Source organism: Bradyrhizobium sp. USDA 4538 (assembly GCF_024171045.1).
Taxonomy (GTDB): domain Bacteria; phylum Pseudomonadota; class Alphaproteobacteria; order Rhizobiales; family Xanthobacteraceae; genus Bradyrhizobium; species Bradyrhizobium australafricanum.
This window is the reverse complement of the sequence record NZ_JALJZE010000001.1, coordinates 223,166-243,864: the sequence shown is the minus strand read 5'-3', so window position 1 is coordinate 243,864 and position 20,699 is coordinate 223,166. Positions and strand designations below refer to the sequence as shown.

The 20,699-nt window shown below is 64.2% G+C and carries 19 protein-coding genes; 8 read left to right on the top strand and 11 right to left on the bottom strand.

The annotated features are described in order from the left end of the window. Positions 1-454: 454 nt before the first annotated feature. A complete protein-coding gene (locus J2R78_RS01015; RefSeq protein ID WP_057015903.1) occupies positions 455-961 on the bottom strand; it encodes a YkgB family protein in 507 nt (168 codons plus the stop codon). Between the two features lie 37 nt (positions 962-998). Beyond that, entirely contained in the window at positions 999-1,535 is a 537-nt protein-coding gene (locus tag J2R78_RS01010) for a carboxymuconolactone decarboxylase family protein (RefSeq protein ID WP_253609403.1), read from the bottom strand. A gap of 131 nt (positions 1,536-1,666) precedes the next feature. Here J2R78_RS01010 and J2R78_RS01005 point away from each other — a divergent pair, with 131 nt between their 5' ends. Beyond that, on the top strand, positions 1,667-2,659 hold the full coding sequence (locus J2R78_RS01005) for an AraC family transcriptional regulator (RefSeq protein ID WP_253610050.1): 993 nt from the start codon (positions 1,667-1,669) through the stop codon (positions 2,657-2,659). Between the two features lie 54 nt (positions 2,660-2,713). Here J2R78_RS01005 and J2R78_RS01000 read toward each other — a convergent pair whose 3' ends face one another. From J2R78_RS01000 to J2R78_RS00985, 4 genes are all read right to left on the bottom strand, one after another. Then, positions 2,714-3,385: a peroxiredoxin-like family protein gene (locus tag J2R78_RS01000; RefSeq protein WP_253609402.1), complete on the bottom strand. Its 672-nt coding sequence runs from the start codon at positions 3,383-3,385 to the stop codon at positions 2,714-2,716. Between the two features lie 166 nt (positions 3,386-3,551). Then, complete coding sequence (locus tag J2R78_RS00995; RefSeq protein ID WP_253609401.1) at positions 3,552-4,430, bottom strand: LysR family transcriptional regulator; 879 nt, start codon at positions 4,428-4,430, stop codon at positions 3,552-3,554. A gap of 98 nt (positions 4,431-4,528) precedes the next feature. Beyond that, positions 4,529-5,455: a response regulator gene (locus tag J2R78_RS00990; protein ID WP_253609400.1), complete on the bottom strand. Its 927-nt coding sequence runs from the start codon at positions 5,453-5,455 to the stop codon at positions 4,529-4,531. Continuing rightward, positions 5,445-8,813 carry an ATP-binding protein gene (locus J2R78_RS00985; protein ID WP_253609399.1) on the bottom strand — a complete coding sequence of 1,123 codons (3,369 nt, stop codon included), beginning with the start codon at positions 8,811-8,813 and terminating at the stop codon, positions 5,445-5,447. Before J2R78_RS00985 ends, J2R78_RS00990 begins: the two co-directional genes overlap by 11 nt. A 169-nt stretch (positions 8,814-8,982) precedes the next feature. Here J2R78_RS00985 and urtA point away from each other — a divergent pair, with 169 nt between their 5' ends. From urtA to J2R78_RS00950, 7 genes are all read left to right on the top strand, one after another. Beyond that, the gene (gene urtA / locus J2R78_RS00980; protein ID WP_057015907.1) at positions 8,983-10,245 is read left to right on the top strand and encodes an urea ABC transporter substrate-binding protein; all 1,263 of its coding nucleotides are present in this window, start codon (positions 8,983-8,985) and stop codon (positions 10,243-10,245) included. A gap of 171 nt (positions 10,246-10,416) precedes the next feature. Then, positions 10,417-11,343, top strand: a complete 927-nt coding sequence (gene urtB, locus J2R78_RS00975) for an urea ABC transporter permease subunit UrtB (RefSeq protein ID WP_076833517.1) — start codon at positions 10,417-10,419, stop codon at positions 11,341-11,343. A gap of 17 nt (positions 11,344-11,360) precedes the next feature. Then, positions 11,361-12,497, top strand: coding sequence for an urea ABC transporter permease subunit UrtC (gene urtC / locus J2R78_RS00970; RefSeq protein ID WP_092079986.1), 1,137 nt, complete (start codon positions 11,361-11,363; stop codon positions 12,495-12,497). Positions 12,498-12,509: 12 nt separating this feature from the next. Continuing rightward, positions 12,510-13,265, top strand: coding sequence for an urea ABC transporter ATP-binding protein UrtD (gene urtD, locus J2R78_RS00965; RefSeq protein ID WP_057015909.1), 756 nt, complete (start codon positions 12,510-12,512; stop codon positions 13,263-13,265). Positions 13,266-13,277: 12 nt separating this feature from the next. Then, positions 13,278-13,967, top strand: coding sequence for an urea ABC transporter ATP-binding subunit UrtE (gene urtE, locus J2R78_RS00960; protein ID WP_253609398.1), 690 nt, complete (start codon positions 13,278-13,280; stop codon positions 13,965-13,967). A gap of 28 nt (positions 13,968-13,995) precedes the next feature. Continuing rightward, on the top strand, positions 13,996-15,225 hold the full coding sequence (fmdA, locus tag J2R78_RS00955; protein ID WP_253609397.1) for a formamidase: 1,230 nt from the start codon (positions 13,996-13,998) through the stop codon (positions 15,223-15,225). A gap of 101 nt (positions 15,226-15,326) precedes the next feature. Then, entirely contained in the window at positions 15,327-15,674 is a 348-nt protein-coding gene (locus J2R78_RS00950) for a zinc ribbon domain-containing protein (RefSeq protein ID WP_253609396.1), read from the top strand. A 143-nt stretch (positions 15,675-15,817) separates the two neighbouring features. On the opposite strand, the gene J2R78_RS00945 is transcribed toward J2R78_RS00950, so the two are convergent. The 5 genes from J2R78_RS00945 to J2R78_RS00925 all read right to left on the bottom strand — a co-directional run bounded on the left by J2R78_RS00945 (position 15,818) and on the right by J2R78_RS00925 (position 20,628). After that, a complete protein-coding gene (locus tag J2R78_RS00945) occupies positions 15,818-16,603 on the bottom strand; it encodes an ABC transporter ATP-binding protein (protein WP_253609395.1) in 786 nt (261 codons plus the stop codon). Beyond that, on the bottom strand, positions 16,600-17,373 hold the full coding sequence (locus J2R78_RS00940; RefSeq protein ID WP_253609394.1) for an ABC transporter permease: 774 nt from the start codon (positions 17,371-17,373) through the stop codon (positions 16,600-16,602). The genes J2R78_RS00945 and J2R78_RS00940 overlap by 4 nt, the downstream gene beginning before the upstream one ends. 78 nt (positions 17,374-17,451) lie before the next feature. Next, positions 17,452-18,396, bottom strand: a complete 945-nt coding sequence (locus tag J2R78_RS00935) for an ABC transporter substrate-binding protein (protein WP_253609393.1) — start codon at positions 18,394-18,396, stop codon at positions 17,452-17,454. Between the two features lie 133 nt (positions 18,397-18,529). Continuing rightward, positions 18,530-19,273 (bottom strand): histidine utilization repressor, encoded by a 744-nt coding sequence (gene hutC / locus J2R78_RS00930; protein WP_253609392.1) that lies wholly within the window; start codon positions 19,271-19,273, stop codon positions 18,530-18,532. After that, positions 19,270-20,628: a formimidoylglutamate deiminase gene (locus J2R78_RS00925; RefSeq protein WP_253609391.1), complete on the bottom strand. Its 1,359-nt coding sequence runs from the start codon at positions 20,626-20,628 to the stop codon at positions 19,270-19,272. Before J2R78_RS00925 ends, hutC begins: the two co-directional genes overlap by 4 nt. Positions 20,629-20,699: the final 71 nt, after the last annotated feature.

Here is a 20,699-nt window from a genome sequence, read left to right as displayed (position 1 = left end):
TCGTCTCGCAAACCGGGCAGCGATACTCGCCCTCACTTCCTGACCTGGATGCCAGCTCAAGGCGTCGGAATCCAGCCCCGCAACGCGGGCATGTGACGTCGTCCTTCTTCATCAACTCACCCCAGAACAACACCGGCGCTCCTTCTTAGCGCAGACCGCGCGGCGGAACTATGTTCATGGCCGGAGAGCTACCGGATCATTCGTGCATGGAAGCGGCGGTGCGTCGTCGAGCGGGCGACAGCGCAGCCGATCGCGCGGAGCGCGTGGCCGATTTTCAACGCATTATGCAAGTTCGGCAATGGGTTATGGCTCGGTTCTTAAAGAGCATGGGCCGCCGGACCGTGCAGCAATAGTGACTGCCATGTCGTTGTGTTCGAGAGAAATGCTGCGTCTGCTCAATACCACGCGCGATCGCCGGCACGCCCGAGGCCCACCGGCGATCAATCGTGATCAGCTATTGCCTGATTAGACGAACCACGTCCTGTCGCAGCAGGTAGAGCGAGACGGCGAGCAGAACGACGTCCTTCATCAGGAACGGCACGTTGCCGGTCATCGCGGGGAAGCCACCGGCGGCAACGTCCCAGCCATCAGGCATGAACGGAATGATGGTGACCGTCGCGATGAAGGTTCCGGTCGAGCCGAGGGCGCCGAGCACGCCGAGCCGCTTGTCCCAGAAGCCCGCGAGCAGCAGCGAACCGAACGTCCACTCCGAGGCGCCAAGGAAGTAGCTGGCGCCGGCGTGGCCGAACGCTGGGTACAGCCACCAGATCAGCGGCCCGTTGCTGATGAACGGGACCAGCCGTTCGAACTCGTACGGAAACCACTTCTGGTAACCGAAGAACAGGAACATGATCACCATCGCGGCCCGGACGACGTGATAGTCGAGATCTTCCGCGAGCAGGCCGGACCTATGAAGCGCGCGGACAAGCGGATTTTGTGTGGTGTTGGCAAGCGTGGTCATGGTCGTGATCCTTTTCGCGTGACATCGCCCGGTCGCTTCACGCGACTGCCGGGAAGTCGATGTCGGTGTCGTTGATGCGGTTGAAGACGTTGGTGAAGACCGTGGTCGCAAACGCCAGGCTGATCTCGACCAGCTGTGCGTCGCTGTAGCCGGCGGACTTGATCGCGGCGAAATCCCCGTCGCTGACGGTGCCGCTCGACTGCGCGAGCTTGCGGACGAAATGCACGAGCGCATCGCGCCGGGCGTCACCGGTCGGCGCTCCGTTGCGGATCTGCTTGAGCACATCGGCATTCACGCCGGCGAGCCTGGCGAGATGCGAATGCGCGGCGACACAATAATCGCAGCCGCCGGCTGCGCTGATCACGAGCTTGACGACCTCCAGGTCGCGCCGGGGCAGGCTGCCGCCGGTCAGCACGGCATCGGCCGCGAGGATCGACTTGAGCGCGGCCGGACCGTGGGCCGCAATCGCCGCGTAGGTGTTCGGGACGGCGCCGATCGCCTTCTTGATCTGGGCGTAGATCTGGCCCGACGGGCCGGTATCGGTTTCGAGATTGGGGGTTGAGAGACGAGACATGGTGGCACTCCTTGTTCGGGGTGGTGAACGATTGCGGAGTGACATTAGGATCGAGATTTGAGACATTGAATGTTCATATTGCTCGTTTATATGCTCAATCGTCTCAAGTGCTGCTTCAGGGGAATTTGGCTATGGATTGGCTGAGCCGGCTGTTCGAGATGATGCCGGTGCGCGGGCGGCTCGACCTGCGCTGCAGCTACAGCGTCCCCTGGCGTATCGAGCAGGGACCGGGTGTAACCAGTGAAATCCCCTATCATGCGGTGCTTGCCGGCTCGGCGATCCTGGACGACGCCGCGGGCGGACGGCCGTTGCTGCTGAAGCCCGGCGATATTCTCCTGCTTCCCGGCAACCCGCGACACGTGATGCACGACGGAAGCGGGGCGACACCGCTGCCGGCGCGCAACCGGGCGGCGGAGAATTTCACGATCAGCGAAAACCTCGGATCGGACGAACGGCTTGACCTGTTGTGCGGGCACTTCGCGATTGCACCGCCACACGACCGTCTGTTGCGCGGTTATCTTCCGCCGCGTCTTGTCGTGCATGCCGGCACGCGTGCGGGAAAGGGAACGGCTGCGCAGCTCGCCGGGCTCGTGTCGCTGATGCGCAGCGAAACGGCCGACGATCATCTGGGCGGCCACGCCATGCTGAATGCGCTGTCCACGGCAATGTTCGCGCTTGTGCTGCGGCTTGCCAGCGAGACCGATGCAACGTCACGGGGACTTCTCGCCCTGGTCGGCGATCCCAGGCTCGCACCGGCCGTGGCCGCCATGTTCAAGGAGCCCGCGCATGCGTGGTCGCTGCCGGAGCTCGCACGGCTTTGCAACATGTCGCGCGCCACGCTGGCGCGGCAGTTCCAGGACAAGCTCGGGCGATCGGCCAGCGATCTGCTCACTGATATCAGGATGACGCTTGCGGCGAACGAGTTGAAGGGATCATTGCTTTCGACCGGCGCCGTGGCAGAGATGGTCGGATATCAATCGGAGGCCGCCTTTCAGCGCGCCTTCAAGAGCCACATGGGCGTGACGCCGGCGCAGTGGCGAAAGACGCAACACTCCGGGGATGTGTTGGCCGGCGCCGGCGCGCCCGCCGATCCGGAGGGGAGTACGCCGGCCGCACATGCCTAGCCTGCGAGAGGAAAGCAGCCGCTGGTCACTCGCCACCGGCCAATCTGCGCGCTGTCATGCTTTCACGGTCGCCTGCTGGAGGACAGCGATCATGTCCTCGGGCTCGGGTCGGCGGGTATAGTCGGGGTTGACTTCGGAGTAGAGGATCACGCCGTCTCGTCCGATGACGTAGCGGGCCGGCATCGGCAGCGTCCAGCTCGGATCGTCGTTGAACGTCGGCAGATCGTTCTTCAGCTGCTTGTAGAGCTCGACCAGATAGTCGGGCAGGTGGAAGCGCAGTCCGAAGGCCTCGCCGACCTGACCCTTCACGTCGGACAGGATCGGGAAGGAGAGCTTGTTCTGGCGCACCGACTTGCGGCTGTTCGGCGCGGTCTGCGGCGAGATCGCGACCAGCGCGGCGCCGTATCTATCGAATTCCGGCTTGGCCGCCTCGAGTGCCTGCAGCTCCATGTTGCAATATGGGCACCAGACGCCGCGGTAGAAGCTGAGCACCAGCGGGCCGCGCTTCAACAGATCGGTCGAGTTGACGATGTTGCCCTCGGGATCGCGGAGCGAGAAGGCGGGGGCGACATCGCCCGCCTTCCTGGCGCGCTGGGCGGTACCGGATGCGATCAGCTCCGCGGTGGCGCGGTGCATGATATCGATGACTGGTCGCGGAACGTTGTAGGGCGGCTTTCCGGCTTCGAAATCGGCCTTGAAAGCGTCGAGCCTGGCTTGCAGCGACATGACGGTTCTCCTTGGTTTCTGCGTGGTGGACGGCGGAGCCGTCCGGTTTGTTGAACTCACACGCAGGAAGCTAAAGGAGATGGCCACGTCGGGTAGCGCTGCCGTCCGACTAGCGCTTATTCCTGTCCAGAATAAGCATCGACCGCTTCAAGCCACCGATGACGCGTCATGCATTGAAGCTGCGCTCGAAGAAGCTCACGAATGCGCGTGCCTTGGCGGTCGCTGCACGTCCGGTCGGAAGCACGGCCCAGAGATCGAGGGCTGGGAGGCTCCAATCCCGCAGGACCGCGCGCACGATGCCCGATTTGAGCTCCGGGGTGAACATCCATTCCGATGCGATCGCGAGCCCAGCATCGGCGAGCACCGCAGCACGGACGCCTTCGGCTGCGGTCACCCGCAATCGGCTCCGCACGGTGACGGCCAATTCGGTACTTTCACGTTGAAAGGACCACACGCTGCCCTCGCGAAGATAGACGACGGCCTGATGCCGGCTCAATTCGCTTGGTGTCGACGGCGTGCCGGCGCGGTCGAAATAGGCAGGCGTGCCCAGCACGAAGCGCTGGCATCGCGCGATACGGCGCACGGTCAGCGTCGAATCCGTCATCTTGCCCATCCGAAGCGCGACATCGATGCCCTCCTGGACGAGGTCGATCTGGCGGTCATCGAGCACGACCTCGAGCTCCAGATCGGGATGCTGCGCGAGAAACCTCGGCAGCATCGGAATGAGATGGATGCGTGCGAAGGTGACGGCCGCACAGACCCGCAATCGGCCCTTGAGGCCGGCCCCGGCGCCACGCGCCGCCAATTCGGCTTCCGCAGCCTCTTCCAGCGCGCGTCGGGCACGCTCGAGATAGCCAAGCCCCGCTTCCGTCGGCGTGAGGCCATGGGTCGAGCGGGTCAGCAGCTTGACCCCGAGAAACTCCTCGAGCTGCGCGACCGATTTCGAGACCGCCGGCTGGCCCACGCGAAGCTGCCGCGCTGCGCCGGAGAACGAGCCGGTCTCGACCACCCGCACGAATGTCTCCATCGCCGCCAGACGATCCATGCATATTCTCCGCGGGAATGAACGTGTCAGCCTATCCTGTCACGGTCTGGCGCGATTGGCCATGTCAGGACGCGTCCCGGGGCAGTGGAGGCAGCAGGCTAGGATTTGCGATGCCTTGCGTTGACCGCGATCGCGGCGGCGGCGGTGCGGTTCTCGACCCCGAGCTTGGCGTAGATCTGCTCGAGGTGCTTGTCGACGGTGCGCGGGCTGAGGCCGAGGATCTGCGCGATGTCGCGGTTGGTCTTGCCCTTGGAGAGCCAGGACAGCACCTCGCCCTCCCGGGTGGTCAGGCCGAGCTCGCTGGAGAACTCGGCCGGCATGTCGCCGCTGGTGTCCTTGGCGAGCCGCAGCAGGAATTCGTTCGGGCCGAGCTTGCCCATATATTGTAGCCGAAGCTGCTCGTTGCCGGGGAACGACGCCATGGTCGCGGTCTTCGATCCGGTCTTGCCTTTCTGCGCCTGCTCGAGCCATTGCGGCATCGGATCCGGCAGCACGAAATTGTCGGCGGCGTCGGCGAGCGTATCCGACAGCAGGCGCTGTGCCTGCGGCGTCGCCCACAGCAGCGCGCCGGCGTTGTTCACGGCGAGCAGATAGCGGCCGGAGACGTCGAGCGCCGCGCGCGCGCTTTGCGTCATCCGCGCATTGGCGAGATGGACCCGGATGCGCGCCAGCATCTCCTCGACCACGATCGGCTTCGTCACATAGTCGACGCCGCCGGCCTCCAGCCCGCGCACGATGTGCTCGGTTTCGGCGAGACCCGTCATGAAGATGATCGGCACGCCGTCGAGCCCGGCATCGCGCTTCAGCCGCTTGCAGGTCTCGAAACCATCCATGCCGGGCATCACGGCATCGAGCAGCACGATATCGGGCGTGATCTGTTCGACGATGCGCATCGCGGAGGCGCCGTCAAGCGCGACCATCACGGTCATGCCGGCGCCGTCGAGCGCATCGGTGAGCAGGCGCAACGTCTCCGGAGAGTCGTCGACGACGAGCGCGACGTCGCGCTTCTTCTGTTCAATGGTCATAGCTGTGCAATGTCTTCAACGTCGCCATATATTGATCGAGATCGAACCGGTCGATCAGCGTGCGCATCTGGCCGACGAAATCGGCATGTTCGGGACACTCATTGCCGATCTCGTCGAGCTTGAGCTGGATCGCCCTGACATAGCCGAGCTGGCCGAGGCTGATCAGCTCTTCGACATATTTCACCGGCGGCCGCGAACCGCTCTCGGGCTTCCATTGCGGAGGCGCGGCCGGCTCGGCCTCATACTGCCACTCGATCTTGAGCAACTGGCGGATGGTCTCGAGCAGCCGCGGGATGTCGATCGGCTTCATCAGGTAGCCGTCATGGAATGGTTGCGCGAGCGGCGCGCCATGGGCCTCGAGCGCGCTCGCCGAGATCATCAGGATCCGCGCCTGGTGATGGCCTTCGGAGCGCAGGGTTTCGGCGACCGTCCAGCCGTCCATGCCCGCCATCGAGATGTCGAGCAGGAACAGGTCCGGCCGGCAATGCTGTGCGAGGGCAAGGCAGCCCGGTCCGTCCGGCGCGCTGAGCAGGATGAAGCCGAGCGGCGTCAGGATCTCGCGCAGGAGGTCGCGGTGGGTCGGGTCGTCGTCGGTGATCAGGATGGTCCTGCGCGGACCGTGATAGCCGTACACGGGAGCATCGACCGGCGCATCGCGCCGCGGATTGGTGACCTCCGACAGCAGCAGCTTGACGCGGAAGGTGCTGCCGGTGCCGACCGTGCTCAAAACCTTGATGTCGCCGCCCATCACACCCGCGAGCAGGCGGCTGATGGTCAGGCCAAGCCCGGTGCCGGTCTGCGGCTGGGTGACGCCGAGTGCGCCGCGCTCGAACGGCGCGAAGATCCGCTCGAGGTCGTCGGGCTGGATGCCCGGCCCGGTATCGATCACCTCGAACTCGGCAACCGGGCTGCGGTAATGCACCACGAACTGCACCTGGCCGGATTGCGTGAACTTGATCGCGTTCGACAGCAGGTTAATCAGGATCTGCCGCAGCCGCTTCTCGTCGGCATAGACCACGACGGGCAGCACGGCCGGCCGTTTGAACACGAAGTCGATGCCTTTTGCTGCGGCTTGCAGGCGGAACATGCCGACCAGCTGCTCGAGGAAATCGTTCAGCCGCACTTCGTCGCGCGACAGGTAGAGCCGGCCGGCCTCGATCTTGGAGATATCGAGGATGCCGTCGATCAGCCCAGACAGATGATCGGCGCTGCGGCGGACGACGCGCACTTGCTCGCGCGGCCGCACCTGCAGGCTATCGTCCTGCTCCAGCAATTGCGCGTAGCCGGAGATCGCATTCAGCGGCGAGCGCAGCTCGTGGCTGAGGCCCACGACGTACCGGCTCTTGGCGAGATTGGCTGACTCGGCGACTTCCTTGGCGCGCTGCAGTTCGGCATCGGTGCGCTTGTGGGCGTCGATCTCCTGGATCAGCAGCGTGGTCTGCCGCCGCGTTTCCGCTTCCGCGGCGCGCCGGCTCTGTTGCGCCAGCACGAACAGCCAGGCGACGACGCCGATGATCAGGGTCAGCGCAAAGAACACCTTCCAGAGCACGTCGGCCAGCAATTCGTTGGCATGCACGGCTGCCGTGGTCTGCAGGTAGATCAGGCCGAGCACCAGCGCCACGAGGCCGGCCGAGACGGCGAACACGCCGAGGTAATGCCCGAGCTGTGAATTGAGGCGGGCGTAGATCGGCTGCGGCATCACCTTGCCCAGCGCGTCCGAGACCTGTGCGCCGATCCGGCCATGCGGCTTGCAGAGGTCATGGCAGCGTGCGTCGAGCGAGCAGCACAGTGAGCAGATCGGGCCGGCATAGGCCGGGCAGGAGGCCATGTCCTCGGGCTCGAACGCATGCTCGCAGATACAGCACTGGATCGATTCAATGTTCTGCCAGCTCCGCTTCGGCTTGCGGGCGATGTAGTACTTGCCGTCGGTGGCCCAGGCGATCAGGGGAGCCGTGACGAACGCGACCGCAAGCGCAACGAAGGCCGACAGCGCCTTCGCGGTCGGGCCGAACAGGCCGTAGAACGCGCTGATCGAGACCACGGTGGCGATCGTCATCGCGCCGACGCCGACCGGATTGATATCGCAGAGATGGGCGCGCTTGAACTCGATGTGCTGCGGCCGCAGGCCGAGCGGCTTGTTGACGACGAGATCGGCCACCAGCGCGCCGACCCAGGCGATCGCGACGTTGGAGTAGAGCGCGAGCGTCTGCTCCAGCGCCTTGTAGACGCCGATCTCCATCAGCAGCAGCGCGACGACGACATTGAACACCAGCCACACCACGCGGCCGGGATGCGAGTGGGTGAGGCGGGAGAAGAAATTCGACCAGGCGATCGAGCCGGCATAGGCGTTGGTGACGTTGATCTTGACCTGCGACAGGATCACGAACGTCCCGGTCAGCGCCATTGCCAGATCCGGCTGCGACAGCACGTAGCGGAACGCTTCGAGATACATGTTGGCCGGCTCGGCCGCGTGCTCGGCCGAGACGCCGTGGCTGAGCGCGAAGAAGGCCAGGAACGAACCGGCCAGTAGCTTGAGCGCGCCGAGCACGATCCAGCCGGGACCGGCGCTCAGCAGCGCGATCCACCAGGCCTTGCGCGAGGTGCGGCGGTCGCGCGGCAGAAAGCGCAGGAAGTCGACCTGCTCGCCGATCTGCGCCACCAGCGCGAACACGACGGAGGCGGCGGTGCCGAACAGCAGCAGGTCGAGATTCCCTGCGGGATCGCCGTGATCGCCGGCGAATTTGCGCCACTCGGTGAAGGAATGCGGATTGGCCCAGGCGATCGCCGCGAACGGCATGATGTGGAGGATGATCCACAGCGGCTGGGTCCAGAGCTGGAAGCGGCTGATCAGCGTGATGCCGTAGATAACCAGCGGAATGATCACGACTGCGCTGATCAAATAGCCGATCGGCCGCGGGATGCCGAAGCACATGTCGAGCGCGCTGGCCAGGATCACCGCCTCGATCGCGAAGAAGATGAAGGTGAAGGAGGCGTAGATCAGCGAGGTGATGGTCGAGCCGATATAGCCGAAGCCGGCGCCGCGGGTCAGCAGGTCGATGTCGATGCCGCTTTTCGCGGCATGGTAGGCGATCGGCAGCCCGCAGAGGAAGATGATGACGCTGACGACCAGGATCGCGGCGGAGGCATTCATCGCGCCATAGTTCAGCGTGATGGTGCCGCCGATCGCCTCCAGCGCGAGGAAGGAGATCGCGCCGAGCGCGGTGTTGGCGACGCGGGCGGCGGACCAGCGCCGCGCGCTCTTGGCGGTGAAGCGCAGCGCGTAGTCTTCCAGCGTCTGGTTGGCGACCCATTGATTGTACTGGCGCCTGACGCGGTCTATCCGCTGCCGCCCTGCCACTCGTTTGAACTCCTGGTCCACGATGCGCTGATCGCGGGCAAATCCCGTACCAAAAACCTACGTCGCTATTTTGCGGTGCAGTATACGCGATCTCACGTATCAGTGCGCTGCACAAAAGTGAGCAATCCTCGCCTGATCAATAAGCGTTCTCGAACCAGATGGGGTGCTCATGTCAGACGAACCAAAACCAGGCCTGAAGTCTCCGCTCCGGCGCAAGCTCTTGATGGGAATGGCGGCATTGCCGGCCGTTTCGATGCTGGGCCGTCCGGCATTTGCCGACGTTCCTGCAACCTCTGCGGTCAACACCACGGGTCTTGCAGTCACCGATAGCGAAGTCACGGTCGGCATCCTGCATTCCGTCACCGGCACCATGGCGATCTCCGAGACCGGGTCGGTCGAGGCCGAGAAGCTCGCGATCGAGCAGATCAATGCCGCCGGCGGCGTGCTCGGCCGCAAGATCAAGTTCATCCAGGAAGACGGCGCCAGCGACTGGCCGACCTTCGCGGAAAAGGCCAAGAAGCTGCTGGTCAACGACAAATGCGCGGCCGTGATGGGCTGTTGGACCTCGGCCTCGCGCAAGGCGGTGCTGCCGGTGTTCGAGCAGTACAACGGCATGCTGTACTACCCGACCTTCTATGAAGGCCTCGAGCAGTCCAAGAACGTGATCTACACGGGGCAGGAGGCGACCCAGCAGATCATCGCCGGTCTCGACTGGGTCAACAAGACCAAGGGCGCCAAGAGCTTCTACCTGCTCGGCTCGGACTACATCTGGCCGCGCACCTCGAACAAGATCGCGCGCAAGCACATCGAGAACCATCTGCAAGGCTGCAAAGTGGTCGGCGAGGAATACTTCCCGCTCGGCTCGACCCAGTTCAACTCGGTCATCAACAAGATCAAGCTGACCAAGCCGGACGTGATCTACGCGATCATCGTCGGCGGCTCCAACGTCGCATTCTACAAGCAGCTCAAGGCGGCCGGCATCGACTTGTCCAAGCAGACGCTGCTCACGATCTCGGTCACCGAGGACGAGATCGACGGCATCGGCGGCGAGAACATTGCCGGCGCCTATGCCTGCATGAAGTACTTCCAGTCGCTCGACAATCCGAACAACAAGGCCTTCGTGCCCGCGTTCAAGAAAATGTGGGGCGAGAAGACCGTGATCGGAGACGTCACCCAGGCTGCATATCTCGGCCCGTGGCTGTGGAAGTTGACGGTGGAGAAGGCCGGCTCCTTCGACATCGACAAGGTGGCGGCGGCGTCGCCCGGCGTCGAGTTCAAGGGCGCGCCGGAAGGTTACGTCCGGATCCACGAGAACCATCACCTCTGGTCGAAGACCCGCGTCGGACGCGCCAAGGCCGATGGCCAGTATGAGCTGATCTACGAGACCGCCGATCTCGTCGAGCCGGATCCGTTCCCCAAGGGCTACCAGTGAGCCAGTAGCCCTCATGAGCGGGGCGATATGCGGGACCGTCCCGGGTATCGCACCCGCTCACCCGGGCTACGAAGCTCCACAACGCATCGTGGCGTGGACGTCATCGTCCACGCCACGGAACGAGCGTCGCTTGACCGGCGGCGCGTGCCCCTTGGAATGACGGAGGACCAGATGTTCGGCGACTATTCGATCAGCGATCTCGGCGCCATCCTTGCGATGCAGGGATTTGCCGGGCTCATCCTGTTCTCCGTCTATGTGCTGATGGCGCTGGGGCTTGCCATCATCTTCGGCCAGATGGGCGTCATCAACATGGCCCATGGCGAGTTCATGATCCTGGGGGCGTACGTCACCTGGATGACGTCGAACGCCGTGCAGCACGTCGCGCCCTGGCTGTTCCCCGGTTACTTCTTCATCGCAATGATCCTCGCGTTCATTGCGTCAGGCGCGCTCGGCATGCTGGTCGAGTGGGCGCTGATACGCCATCTCTACAAGCGTCCGCTCGACACGCTGCTGGCGACCTGGGGCCTCAGCCTGATCCTGCAGCAGGCCTATCGTTCGGTCTTCGGCGCGCGCGAGGTCGGCGTCGAACTGCCGGAATGGATGATGGGCTCCTGGCAGGCGACCGACTCCATCCAGATTCCGATCAACGGCATGTTCGTGATGGCGCTGACCATCCTGATCACGATCGCGGTCGCCTATGTGCTGTTCTGGTCAAGCTGGGGCAAGCAGGTACGCGCCGTGGTGCAGAACCGCGTGATGGCGGGCGCCGTCGGCATCAACACCGAGAAGGTCGATCGTTACACCTTTGGCCTCGGCTGCGGCATCGCCGGGATCGCCGGCTCGGCCTTCACCATGATCGGCTCGACCGGACCGACCGCCGGCCAGCTCTACATCGTCGACACCTTCCTGGTCGTCGTGTTCGGCGGTGCGGCTTCGCTGTTCGGCACCATCGCCTCCGCCTTCTCGATCTCGCAGACCCAATCGACGCTGGAATTCTTCCTGTCCGGATCGATGGCCAAGGTGATCACGCTGCTGACGATCGTCGCGATCCTGATGGTGCGTCCGCAGGGGCTCTTCGCGCTCAAGGTCCGCAAATAAGAACAAGCAGGCTGGTCATGATCATCAACTCGCGCTTTTTCAATCGCTCCGAACTGCTCGGCTTCCTTGCGCTCGCGGTGCTGTTGTTTCTCGTCCTGCCGCTGTCGCTGGATATCTTCCGCCTCAACCTCGTCGCCAAATATTTGACCTACGCCTTCGTCGGGATCGGCCTCGTGCTGTGCTGGGGCTATGGCGGCATCCTGAGCCTGGGGCAGGGCGTGTTCTTCGGCCTCGGCGGCTACTGCATGGCGATGTACCTCAAGCTCGAGGCGTCGTCGGTCGCGAACACCAAGATCCAGTCGACGCCGGGCATCCCCGACTTCATGGACTGGAACCAGCTCACCTCGCTGCCTTTCTTCTGGAAGCCGTTCCACAGCTTCCCGGTCACGCTGCTTGCGATCTTGCTGGTTCCCGCGGTCTTCGCGCTGATCATCGGTGCCGCGATGTTCAAGCGCCGGGTCGGCGGCGTGTACTTTGCCATCATCACGCAAGCGATCGCCGCGATCCTCACTATCCTGATTGTCGGGCAGCAAGGCTACACCGGCGGCATCAACGGCATTACCGACTTGCGCACGCTGCACGGCTGGGACATCCGCACCGATCACGCCAAGTTCATTCTGTATTTCGTCGAGGTTGTGCTGCTGTTCGGCTGCATCTGCGTCGCGCAGTTCATCCGCCTGACAAAACTCGGGCGCATCCTGGTGGCAATGCGGGAGCAGGAGGATCGCGTGCGCTTCTCCGGTTACAGCGTCGCCAACTTCAAGATCTTCGCGTTCTGCGCCGCGGCGGTGTTTGCTGCGATCGGCGGCGCCATGTTCACGCTCGAGGTCGGCTTCATGTCGCCATCCTTCGTCGGCATCGTGCCGTCGATCGAGATGGTGATCTACACCGCGGTCGGCGGCCGGATGTCGATCTTCGGCGCGGTCTGGGGCGCCCTCCTGGTCAATTTCGCCAAGACCAGCCTCTCAGAGTCCTTCCCGCAGCTCTGGCTGTTCGGCCTCGGCGCGCTGTTCATCGCTGTCGTACTCGCATTCCCGAACGGGCTCTCCGGCATCTGGGCGGACCACGTCCAGCCGCGCATCGATCGCCTGCTGGCATCACGCAAATCGAAATCGGCGGCCGGCCTGATCGCCGACGGCGCACCGGCCGAGTGAGGAGGGATCATCATGCTCGTCGGCCATCAGCCCAAGGACTTCCTGCTCGCGGTCTCCGGTCTCACTGTGTCCTTCGACGGCTTCAAGGCGGTGAACGATCTCTCCTTCTATGTCGAGGAGAACGAGATCCGCGTCATCATCGGCCCGAACGGCGCCGGCAAGACCACGGTGCTCGACCTGATCTGCGGCAAGACCAGGGCGACGTCAGGCTCGATCCAGTTCCGTGGCCAGGAGCTGACCAGGTTGCGCGAGAACGAGATCGTGCAGGCCGGGGTGGGACGCAAGTTCCAGACGCCGTCGGTGTTCGAGGATCTCACCGTGTTCGAGAACCTCGAGATTTCCTTCCCGCGCGGCCGCACCGTGTTCGGCTCGTTGACCTTCCAGCGCGACGATACCGTCAGGCAGCGGGTCGAGGAGGTCGCCGAGATGATCTTCCTGAAGGACAAGCTCAATACTTATGCCGACCAGTTGAGCCATGGCCAGAAGCAGTGGCTCGAGATCGGCATGCTGCTGATCCAGGACCCGGACCTCCTAATGCTCGACGAGCCGGTCGCCGGCATGAGCGTGTCCGAGCGCGCCAAGACGGCCGAGCTGCTCAACCGCATCATCAAGGACCGTTCGGTGCTGGTGATCGAGCACGACATGAAGTTCGTCGAGGACATCGCGCACAAGGTCACGGTGCTGCACCAGGGACAGATCCTGTCCGAGGGGACGATGGAGCACGTCAAGAACGATCCGAAAGTCATCGAAGTGTATTTGGGCCACTGAGGAACTGGGACGATGCTGGCAATCAATGATCTTCACGTCGCCTACGGCCAGAGCGAGGTGCTGCACGGCCTCAACGTCTCGGTGGCACCCAACGAGATCGTCGCGATCATGGGCCGCAACGGCATGGGCAAGACCACGCTGATGAAGTCGCTGATGGGCATCCTGCCGGCCAAGAGCGGCAAGGTGACCATGGACGGCACCGAGCTCGGCGCGATGAAGAGCTACGAGCGGGTCGCGAAGGGGCTCGCCTATGTGCCGCAGGGTCGCATGATCTTCTCCACGATGACGGTGAAGGAGAACATCGAGACCGGGCTCGTGGTGTCAGGCGGCTCCGAGGTACCGGGCGACATCTATAAGCTGTTTCCGGTGCTGCTCGAGATGAAGGGCCGCCGCGGCGGCAATCTCTCGGGTGGACAGCAGCAGCAGCTCGCGATCGCCCGCGCGCTGGCGACCAAGCCGAAGGTGCTGCTGCTGGACGAGCCGACCGAAGGCATCCAGCCGTCGATCATCAAGGACATGGCGCGCACCCTGAAGCGGATCCGCGACGAGCGCGGGCTGTCGATCGTGGTCTCCGAACAGGTCCTGAGCTTCGCGCTCGACATCGCCGACCGCGTGCTCGTCATCGAGAACGGCGAGATCGTCCGCGACGATCCGCGCGCCAGCGTCGATGCCGCGCAGATCTCGAAATATCTGTCTGTGTAACCACCAGTAAACGAAGGGGAGCAATGCGATGCCAGATACACTGATCAAGGTCGATCTCAGCAAGTCGGCCTATGAAAACGACAAGATCCATAACCGCTGGCATCCGGAGGTTCCGATCGTCGAGTGGGTCAGCCCCGGCGACGACTTCATCATCGAGACCGTCGACTGGACCGGCGGCTTCATCAAGAACAACGATTCAGCCGACGACGTGCGCGATATCGATCTGTCGATCGTGCACTTCCTGTCCGGCCCGATCGGCGTCAAGGGCGCCGAGCCCGGCGATCTCCTCGTCGTCGACCTGCTCGACGTTGGTCCGTTGAAGGAGAGCCTGTGGGGCTTCAATGGCTTCTTCTCCAAGCAGAATGGCGGCGGCTTCCTCACCGACCATTTCCCGCTGGCACAGAAGTCGATCTGGGACATCAAGGGCCTCTACACCTCGTCGCGGCACATTCCCGGCGTGAACTTCGCCGGCTTGATCCATCCCGGCCTGATCGGCTGTCTGCCCGACGCCAAGATGCTTGCCGCATGGAACGCACGCGAAGCGGAACTGATCGCGACCAACCCGACCCGCGTGCCGGGCCTCGCCAACCCGCCGTTCGCGCCGACCGCCCATGCGGGCCGGGCCAAGGGCGACGTCAAGGCCAAGATCGGCCTCGAGGGCGCCCGCACCGTGCCGCCGCGCGAGCATGGCGGCAATTGCGACATCAAGGATCTGTCGCGCGGCTCGAAGATCTACTTCCCGGTTTATGTGCCGGGCGGCGGGCTCTCGATGGGCGATCTGCATTTCAGCCAGGGCGACGGCGAGATCACCTTCTGCGGCGCCATTGAAATGGCCGGCTGGCTGCACATCAAGGTCGATGTCATCAAGGACGGCGTCTCGAAATACGGTATCAAGAACCCCGTGTTCAAGCCGTCGCCGATCACGCCGAACTACAAGGACTATCTGATCTTCGAAGGCATCTCGGTCGACGAGGCCGGCAAGCAGCACTATCTCGACGTCCACATCGCCTATCGCCAGGCCTGCCTGAACGCGATCGAATATCTGAAGAAGTTCGGCTACTCCGGCGCCCAGGCCTACTCGATCCTCGGCACCGCGCCGTGCCAGGGCCACATCTCCGGCGTCGTCGACGTGCCGAATGCCTGTGCCACGCTGTGGCTGCCGACGGAGATCTTCGACTTCGACGTCATGCCGTCGTCGGCGGGACCGATCAAGCACATCAAGGGCGACGTGCAGATGCCGATCTCACCGGACAAGTGATCCTTTAGGTGATCCCTGCGCGAAGGGTGCGGGACGGCTGCGTATCGGCCGCCCCGCATCCATCGCCGAATGTCACGCACGACTGCGCAAGGATTAAGGAAATGCCGATCTACGAATATCTCTGCAACGACTGCGGCCCGTTCACCGACATGCGGCCGATGGCGGAATGCGACCTGCCGCAGGACTGCCCGCAATGCGAGGCGACGTCGCTGCGCGTGATCCTCACCGCGCCGGCGTTCTTCTGCATGCCCTCGGACAAGCGCAAGGCGCACGCCACCAATGAGCAGAGCCGGCACGCGCCGAAGACGCTCGATCAATATAAGGCCGCGCACGGCCCGGGCTGCGGCTGCTGCTCGACGGGAAGGAAGAAGCCGGCACGGCTGATGACCAAGACCAAGAGCGGCGCCAAGGGGTTTCCCACCGCGCGTCCCTGGATGATCAGCCACTGACAGCGCAGCCAATCGTCGGCTTTCCTCAACTGGCGCTGCTTCGTCATGGCCGGGCTTGTCCCGGCCAACCACGTCTTTCTTGTCCGATTGAAGCAAAGACGTGGATGCCCGGCACAGGCCGGGCATGACGGAGAAACAGGCTCTCAGGCCTGTTCGGCGACCTTCAGGGCCTCGGTGCGGATCTCTTCCACCAGCCGCTCCTTCAGGGCGACGAATTCGGGCGTGGTCTTGATCTTGTAGGACCGGGGATGCGGCAGGTCGACCGCGATCTCGGCCTTGATGCGGCCGGGCCGCGCGCTCATGACGATGACGCGGCTGCCGAGGAAGATCGCTTCCTCGATGTCGTGGGTGACGAACAGCACCGTCTTCTGGTCGCGCTCCCAGATGCCGAGCAGCATCTCCTGCATCAGTGCCCGCGTCTGGTTGTCGAGCGCGCCGAACGGCTCGTCGAGCAGCAGGATCTTCGGATCGTTGGCCAGTGCCCGGGCGATCGCGGTGCGCTGCTGCATGCCGCCTGACAGCTGCTTGGGCCAGTGATTTTCGAAGCCCGACAGCCCGACCCGGCGAATGAACGCGTCGGCGATCTCATGGCGTTCTTCTTGCGCAACGCCGCGCTCGCGCAGGCCGAATGCGATATTCTCCCGCACCGTCAGCCAGGGGAACAGAGTGTAGGACTGGAACACCATGCCACGGTCGGCGCCGGGGCCGGTGACCTCGCGCCCGTCGAGCGTGACCCGTCCGCTGGTCGGCCGGTCGAGCCCGGCGATGATCCGGAGCAGGGTGGATTTCCCGCATCCGGAGGGGCCGAGGATGGTGACGAAGTCGTTGTCGCCGACGTCGAGCGTGGTCGGCTCAAGCGCTCTCGTCGGCGCGTTGCCGGCACGAGCGGGGAAGGTTCGCGAGACCTGATCGATCCTGAGCGCGGTCATGCGAGCTTCCAGGGGAACAGCCAGGCGTTGAAGGCCTTGAACAGGAAATCGGAGATCAGGCCGATCAGCCCGATCACGATGATGCCGAAGATGATCTGGCCGGTGTTGAGCAGCGCCTGGCTGTCGGTGATCATGTGCCCGATGCCGGATGACGAGCCGATCAGCTCGGCTACGATGACGTAGGTCCAGGCCCAGCCCAGCACCAGCCGGAGGATTTCAGCGATCTCGGGCGCAGCGGAGGGCAGCAGCACGCGGCGGATGATGCCGCGGTCGCGGGCGCCGAGCGTATAGGCGGCCTCCACCAGGTCGCGCCTTGTGGCACCGACGGTGACGGCCACCATCAGGATGATCTGAAACACCGCGCCGATGAAGATCACAAGCAGCTTCTGCAACTCACCGATGCCCGCCCACAGGATCAGCAGCGGGATGAAGGCGGATGCCGGCAGATAGCGCGCAAAGGACACAAACGGCTCGAGAAAGGCCTCGATTGGCTTGTAGGCTCCCATCAAAACGCCGAGCGGCACCGCGATGACGGCAGCAAGCACAAACCCGCCGATCACGCGCCAGATCGTCATCCCGATGTCGAACAGAAAGCCCTGCTTGGCGAGCAGCTCATAGCCTTCCTGCACCATGGTGAGCGGGTTGGCGAGGAAGGTCTTCGACACGTGGCCGCCGAACGTTGCCCAGGACCAGAGGGCGACGAACAGCACGAGGAAGGCGAGGCCATAGGCCACGCGCTGCTTCGATGTCGTGGGCTCGAGAGGACGCATCAGATGATCCGGGCGTAGCTTATGCGCCGGTCCCGCCCGCTGTGTCGCGATGCGGGACCGGTGGAAAGGGTTGCTGCGTTACTTGATGAAGCTGGCGTCGTAGATGTCCTCGACCTTCGGCGCGGCCTTGATGATGCCGACCTCGAGCAGCAACTCAGCGGCGTCCTTGTTGAAGGTGAGGAAGTCGCCGGCGAAGAATTTCTGGTTGGCGGCCTTGTCCTGCCAGCGCAGGTACTTTGCCGAGTTGCCGAACTGCTCGCCGGTCTGCTTCACGTCAGCGCCCATGATCTCGTAGGACTTGGCCTGGTCCTTGGCGATCATGTCGAGCGCCTCGAAATAGCTGTTGGCCAGCGCCTGCGCAGCTTTCGGATTGTCGGTCAGGAATTTCGGCGTGCAGCCGAAGGTATCCATCACGATCGGGTAGTCGAGCGTGGTCGCGATGATCTTGCCCTTGTCGGGAGCGGCGCGCACGGTCGACAGATAGGGTTCGTAGGTCATCGCGGCATCGTTCTGGCCGGAGACGAAGGCCTGCGCCGCGGCGGCGGGCTCCAGATTCACCACGGTGACGTCCTTCACCGTGAGGCCGTTCTTCTTCAGCATCCAGGCCAGCGCGAAATAGGGCGAGGTACCCGGCGCCGATGCCGCGACGGTCTTGCCCTTGAGGTCCTTGATCGCGGCGACGTCGTTGCGCACGGCCATGCCGTCGGCACCATAGCTCTTGTCGAGCTGGAAGATCTGCTTGGTCGCGACGCCGTTGGCGTTCCAGGAGATCCAAGTCTCGACCGTGGTGGCCGCGCACTGGATGTCGCCCGACGCAATCGCGAGATGGCGGTCCTTTTGCGGAATCTTCTTCAAGGTCACGTCGAGGCCGTTCTTCTTGAAGATGCCGGCCTCCTTGGCGAGCGTCAGCGGCGCGAAGCCGGTCCATCCGGAGATGCCGATGCCGACCTTGACGTCATCCGCAAACGCGCCCGTGGACGCGAGCAAGACTGCGATTGCGGGCAATAGCTTGAAGGAACGCATGATTGTCGACCCCTTGAACGATGGATTGAACCCAGTTGATGTCTTACGTCAGTCGCGGCGGATTGCCGCATGAAGCATGTCGGCGGACGATGGCCCATGATGCATTGCATGAAATATGCCGCGCAAGGCGTCCTCAGCCTCCCTTGAAGCGAGCCACCAGGCGATGCGTCTCGCCTGGATAATGCAGCCGCACCGCCGTCACCGTGCGTGCGCTGCGCCAGGTGTAGCGGTCGATCACGAGGCAGGGCGCGCCGACCGCGATGTCGAGCGCCTTTGCCGTGCGGTCGTCGGCGACGACGGCGCTGATCGTATGCTCGGCTTCGGTCCACGGCACGTGGTGCAGCAGCCATGATCCCGGCGGTTCGCGGGCGAAGTCCGCGGTTGCAGCTTCCGGGACCGTGGAGAGATCGATCAGTCTGTCCTCGACGGCGAACGGCACATTGTCGGCGCTGTGCCGGCAGGCGATCGCGACGACCTTGCCGGCCGTGCTGACGCCGAGCCGGGCGCGATCGGCCGATGTCGCGGTACGGCGCCGGCAATCGATCAGCTGATAGCCATAGCTGCGGCCTAGCGCGGTGATCTCGGCGCGGATGTCGGCGATCTTGAGCACCGCCGACAGATGCTGCGGACGGCGCACGAAGCTGCCGGCACGGCGCCGCCGCTCGATCAAATCGGCCTGCGCCAGTTCCGACAACGCCTTGTTCACCGTCATGCGCGAGCAGCGATAGCGCGCCATCAGCTGGTGTTCGAAGGGGATGCGATGCCCGGGCGGCCATTCGCCGGTCAGGATCCGCGTCTCGATGTCGAGCCGGATGCGCTTGTAGAGTGTCGGCTTGTTCGCCGCGCCGGGCTTGGCCTGGTCGGAGGCGAGACTCATGCGACGAGCCTCCGCACGCTCGCATTGAACCGCTCGCGCGCCTTGTCGCGCAGCCGGTGCCGTCCGCCCGCGACCACCTTGTCGCCGCCGGCCCAGACGCAGTCGATCGCGTCGCTGCCGGTTGCAAACAGCCAGCCGTCGAGAACCGCATCGCCCGACCGTCCCGCGAGGGACGGATGCGCGGTGTCGAGGCTGACGATGTCGGCGCGCGCGCCGGGCGCAAGCCCGGCCTTGGTCTGTGCCAGAGCCTGCGCGCCGCCAGCGAGCGTCTGGTCGAACAGGGCGCGGCCGGTGGATGTGCCGGGACGCCCCGAGAGCACATTGCGCTCGCGGTGTTTCAGCCGCTGACCGTATTCGAGCTGGCGCAGTTCGTCGGCGACGCCGACCAGCACATTGGAATCGGTTCCGATGCCGAACCGGCCGCCCGCGGCGAGGAATTCGCGCGCCGAGAAGATGCCGTCGCCGAGACTTGCTTCGGTGACGGGGCAAAGGCCGGCAACCGCGCCGCTGCCGGCGAGTGCATTGACTTCCTGCTCCGTCATGTGGGTCGCGTGAATGAGGCACCAGCGTCGATCGACGGGCGCATGTTCGAGCAGCCATTGCACCGGCCGCTGTCCTGACCAGGCAAGGCAATCCTCCACCTCGCGCACCTGTTCGGCGGCGTGGATGTGGATCGGGTCCGCCCCGGCAAGCGGGATGATCGCCGCCAGCTCATCCGGCGCCACGGCGCGCAGGCTATGCGGAGCGATGCCGATGTTGGCGCCGGGAAGTTTTCGGATTGCCTCGCGCGAGGCGGCCATCAGCGCGGCGAACTGATCGACCGAGCAGATGAAGCGACGTTGCCCGGCATGCGGTGCGGCGCCGCCGAACGTGCTGTGAGCATAGAAACTCGGCAGCAGCGTGAGCCCGATGCCGGAGGCGTCGGCGGCCTCTGCGATGCGTACGGCCATCTCGGCGAGATTGGCGTAGGGCGCGCCGTCCCGATCATGATGCAGATAGTGAAACTCGCCGATACGGGTAAAGCCCCGCTCGAGCATCTCGACATAGAGCAGGGTGGCGACGGCTGTGACGTCGTCCGGCGTCATGGTCAGCGCGAACCGATACATCGTCTCACGCCAGGTCCAGAACGTATCGGTCGTGTCGCCGCGCAGTTCGGCAAGGCCGGCCATGCCGCGCTGAAACGCGTGACTGTGCAGGCTCGCCAATCCCGGAACCGCCATTTGGTGACGTTCGTCGCCGGCGCTGGGCGCAACGCCCGCCGTCACCGAGGCGATCGCGCCATCGACAACGACGACCTGCACGTCATTGGCCCAGCCCGAAGGCAGCAGCGCGAATGCGAAATGCAGTCGTGTCATTTTTTCACGCCGGCTGGACAGAACCCGGACACGATTATATGTCTAGACATATAAGTCAAGCATCCCACCTC